Source organism: Cognatundibacterium jejuense (genome assembly GCF_014284255.1).
GTDB classification, from domain to species: domain Bacteria; phylum Pseudomonadota; class Gammaproteobacteria; order Burkholderiales; family Burkholderiaceae_D; genus Undibacterium; species Undibacterium jejuense.
The window spans coordinates 1-2,495 of record NZ_JACOFV010000037.1 but is presented as its reverse complement, the minus strand read 5'-3'; the positions used below and the strand labels follow the sequence as shown (position 1 = coordinate 2,495).

The following is a 2,495-nucleotide window of genomic DNA, read 5'->3' as shown; positions in this document are numbered from 1 at the left end:
CTTTAACCATCGCCAGCAATTGAAAATGATGACCTGCTTCCATTGCACGGTAAGCTTGTATCAGCTCAATTTCTGTTTCGGATAATGGGGGGAAAGACGTGTTAATTCCAGTCATGGCAGACTCCTTTGTGTAGTGGATACACTGCGCCCCACTGCTAAACGGGGTGGGCAGCAAATGACGGGGTTAGCAGACCGGACACAAAGGGAACCGGCAGGCCGAAGCCTCCCCACCACTGCCGCCCATAAAAAGGATGCAATGACATACGCACGTAAAAAAGCCGCATTGCGCGGCCAGTGCGCCTTTGTGTAATTCGAGCTGCTAAACTCGTTCCCTTTTTTCTCAGGGACGTGCACAGCATAATACTTGTGCGATTGGATGGCAAGCAGTAAGTTCATATTGGCGCACCAATCGAATGAGTAGCTTTTACGTTTTGCTCTGCAAGCCAATCAGAAACATTCAAGCAATAACCCTCATTTAATGGGGTGAAAACAATACCATTGGGCGCTAGAATGGCAATCTTCTCTGTAACTAGACCATTAAGAATGATTGGATATTGCTGATACGTCCCAGACTCTAAAGCCCATCCGATGATCGGGTGATATACGAGCCGAGGAATAGCACCATCATTTACTTCCAACTCCAAAAAGTAATACCCTGCATCAGCTCTCATTTCGCTGAAAAAAACCATCTCGATACCGTTGCGGATTAATTTACGTATCATGTTTCACCTCAAAAATGATTTGCGAGTCACTTGCGCTACTTCAGAAAAATACCGTTTCATTCTAAAAAGCTGCCCCAACTCTGCGGCACTCTAAAGCCACCGATGACAGCAAAAGGGGTAGGATTAGGTTCATCATGACAAATTGCCAGATGCACTTCATTAAGCCGCAATTTGCCTTCGTGCAAAAATACAATGCGCCACGAACGGCCAAGATAAGAGAAACTAATTTGATATTGTTGGCGCTGAATTATTTCAACTTGGAGAGACATTAAATGCGACTTGCAGGCCGCGAACAGTTCGAGCATTAAAGGGTATGCATCTGGCGTTAGTTGAATTACACCAAGAAGGCGCTTATTAGTTTTATAGCGTTCGTACTCAGCCATAAATTCACGGTTACGTACTTCTTCTAATTTTATTTTCTCAGTCAACTCATTATCATTGGTTGACGTAGAAGCTATTGCATCAGCGTAAATCTGTAATACTTTGGATTGACCTTGACTCATTTGGCCGCTCCATGAATTAATGACTGCACCCAAGATTGAATTTCAACAGCAGGCCAAGCTACAGCTCGGACGCCCAGCTTCAGAGGTTTGGGAAATGTATTTAATTTAATTCGTCTGTAAATCTCAGATTTAGATAAACCTGTTTCTTGTAAAACGGTTGGTAAGCGCCAAAGCGTATTGTGTGGTTGTACCATATTGAATTCCTAGAAAATTCCTGAATGTTTCAGGAGGAATCAACATCGTATCTATGCACCCAAAAGAAGTAACGCCGCAAAGTTTGAATAAATCGCGGTGGCTATCCTAATTTGCCGTTAAATTTATGATAATTGCATTTTCATGCATGTTTAATGCGCATCCACTAAAGCCTGTTTTGCATCGAATTTGTTAGCAACTTTCGCCAGAAAATAATTATCGATGGTTTCGCCATCAGCAGTTAATTCTTTGATTTCGCTATCTGTTAGACGCGCAATTTTTCCTCCCCCCTCAAGAGGCTGCAACATCTTTTTCAAGCCGTTCCGTCATGTAAGCGTAATACTCTTTCGCCAACGTTCGCCCGATATTGAACTTAGCTCCCACCTCATCAAACAACTCATCAGTAACGCTTCGCCCGTTCGCGGACATTTTTTTGATCTCGGTATAAATATGATGTGCCGTCTTTCGGCGCTTCCTTTTTGCGGCAAGATTTATGTTTTTTTTCCACTCAATGTCAAACGCCGCATCTAGTGATTTGGCTTCAAATTTGAGAATTTTTCTATAGCTAGCAATATAAGATCGCTCAACCCAATCAGGTAAAGGAATGCTCCGAACTGCACAAGTATAAATTGCCTCTAACAACGAAAACTTATCACCAGCTTTGAAGCGAGTTTCTAACGCTTCAATTTCGCGTATGGCATACCATTGAGCAGATGGAGAGTCTGGCGCACTACCAAAGTTATTCTCGACACTCTTTTTAACCGCATCATCAAAACTGCAAGTCTTTAGAAATGTCCAGTAGTCATTGTCTCGATTCATATGCTTTAAATACATTTATTTATGGCAAACATATCAACTTTTTGTAGACTCTAATTCGCAACCTAATTTCGCATCACGAAGAGGACTCGCTTGTAAATTTACGATTTGGGGTTGCTTACCTAACCATTCAAAAATTGCTGATCTTTGCGCCTCAGTCACAGAGGCTCTCTTTTTTTCGGCCATTACGTAGCACCAAAAATCCTCACCAAATGTGGCTACACTAAGTGCGCAATTTGCCTCGATAGCGGAATCAATTATT

The 2,495-nt window shown here is 42.4% G+C and carries 6 protein-coding genes; all 6 read right to left on the bottom strand.

Annotated elements, in window-relative coordinates; genetic code table 11:
- Nucleotides 1–392: 392 nt before the first annotated feature.
- Entirely contained in the window at nt 393–722 is a 330-nt protein-coding gene (locus H8K32_RS19880; protein ID WP_186914361.1) for a hypothetical protein, read from the bottom strand.
- Nucleotides 723–778: 56 nt separating this feature from the next.
- The gene (locus H8K32_RS19875) at nt 779–1,225 is read right to left on the bottom strand and encodes a hypothetical protein (RefSeq protein ID WP_186914359.1); all 447 of its coding nucleotides are present in this window, start codon (nt 1,223–1,225) and stop codon (nt 779–781) included.
- On the bottom strand, nt 1,222–1,419 hold the full coding sequence (locus tag H8K32_RS19870) for a helix-turn-helix transcriptional regulator (protein ID WP_186914357.1): 198 nt from the start codon (nt 1,417–1,419) through the stop codon (nt 1,222–1,224). The genes H8K32_RS19875 and H8K32_RS19870 overlap by 4 nt, the downstream gene beginning before the upstream one ends.
- Nucleotides 1,420–1,569: 150 nt before the next feature.
- The gene (locus tag H8K32_RS19865) at nt 1,570–1,725 is read right to left on the bottom strand and encodes a hypothetical protein (protein WP_222613208.1); all 156 of its coding nucleotides are present in this window, start codon (nt 1,723–1,725) and stop codon (nt 1,570–1,572) included.
- A complete protein-coding gene (locus tag H8K32_RS19860; RefSeq protein WP_186914353.1) occupies nt 1,709–2,236 on the bottom strand; it encodes a hypothetical protein in 528 nt (175 codons plus the stop codon). Before H8K32_RS19860 ends, H8K32_RS19865 begins: the two co-directional genes overlap by 17 nt.
- Nucleotides 2,237–2,269: 33 nt before the next feature.
- The coding region (locus H8K32_RS19855; protein WP_186914351.1) for a 50S ribosome-binding protein YggL at nt 2,270–2,495 on the bottom strand (226 nt) is incomplete at its 5' end.